Origin of the sequence: Streptomyces sp. UH6 (genome assembly GCF_013421635.1) — a bacterium.
GTDB classification, from domain to species: Bacteria; Actinomycetota; Actinomycetes; order Streptomycetales; family Streptomycetaceae; genus Streptomyces; species Streptomyces abyssomicinicus.
The window spans coordinates 1-1,032 of the sequence record NZ_JACADT010001434.1; the positions used below are offsets into that span (position 1 = coordinate 1).

At 72.5% G+C, this 1,032-nt stretch carries 2 protein-coding genes; one reads left to right on the plus strand and one right to left on the minus strand.

Annotation, left to right across the window (positions count from 1 at the left end; genetic code table 11):
• A partial coding sequence (locus HW445_RS32400) for a sigma-70 family RNA polymerase sigma factor (RefSeq protein ID WP_180224312.1) occupies positions 1-521 on the minus strand: 521 nt, incomplete at its 3' end.
• Positions 522-636: 115 nt separating this feature from the next.
• On the opposite strand from HW445_RS32400, the gene HW445_RS32405 reads away from it, so the two are divergent.
• Complete coding sequence (locus HW445_RS32405) at positions 637-1,005, plus strand: hypothetical protein (protein ID WP_180224313.1); 369 nt, start codon at positions 637-639, stop codon at positions 1,003-1,005.
• The last annotated feature ends 27 nt before the right edge of the window (positions 1,006-1,032 follow it).

A 1,032-nucleotide genomic window follows, 5' to 3' on the forward strand; every position in this document is an offset into this window, starting at 1 on the left:
CGCCGCGCGGACGCCGCCAGCTGCTTGCAGGCCGCGGGGGTCCGGCCGAGGACTCCGGCGATCTCGGCGAACGGGTACCGGAAGACGTCGTGCAGGACGAACGCCACCCGCTCGGCGGGCGTCATCGACTCCAGGACCACGAGGAAGGCCGTGGTCACCGACTCGTCCAGGACGATCCGGTCGGCGGGGTCCACGGGGCCGTCGGGGCCGGCCGCACCCGTGCGGACCCACTCGGTGCGGTCCGGCAACGGCTCGGGCAGCCACGCACCGGTGTAGCGTTCGCGGCGGGCCCGCGCGGAACCGAGCAGGTCCAGGCAGATGCGTCCGGTCACCGTCGTCAGCCAGGCGCCGGGAGCGAGGATCTCCTCCCGTCTGCCCCGGGGCAGTCCGAACCAGCGTGCGTAGGCCTCCTGGACCGCGTCCTCGGCCTCGGTCACCGAGCCGAGCATCCGGTAGGCGACGTTGATCAGCTTGCCGCGCTCCCCCGCTATCCCTTCCGTGCTGACACCGACTGTCCCCATCGCTCCGGCCGCCCCCTCGCCTTACCTTTCGCAGACCCGCGTCGTCGTGCTGTCGAGACCTTACCGACGTGCTGTTCGAGGGCTGCGGCCCGAGGGCGGAAAAGGGGACTGTGACATGGCCATTCAGGTGACGGCGGACACGGAGCGCGGCCCGGCGTTCCTGCGGATCGCGATCGCCCTGCAGACCCTGACGATCTTTCTGCAGGCGGTCTCCGCGGGGCTGCTGCTGACCTCGTCCTACGGGGAGACGCTGCACAGCGCCGGAGCCCGTGTGATGTACGGGGCGACGATGCTGTACGTGCTCGCGGCGGTGCTGGCGTGGAAGCCGGGGGGCGGCCCGCTCCGGCCGGTCCTGCACGCGTCGGGCTTCCTGGTGCTCGCCTCGGCGCAGGTGGTGCTCGGCATCGCGCACGTCCCCTCGGTCCATGTCCCGCTGGGCGTCGCGATGTTCGCCCTGAGCGTGCTGGCACTGGCGCGGCGCTGACCGCCGGAACGACGCCGAGCGGCAGCG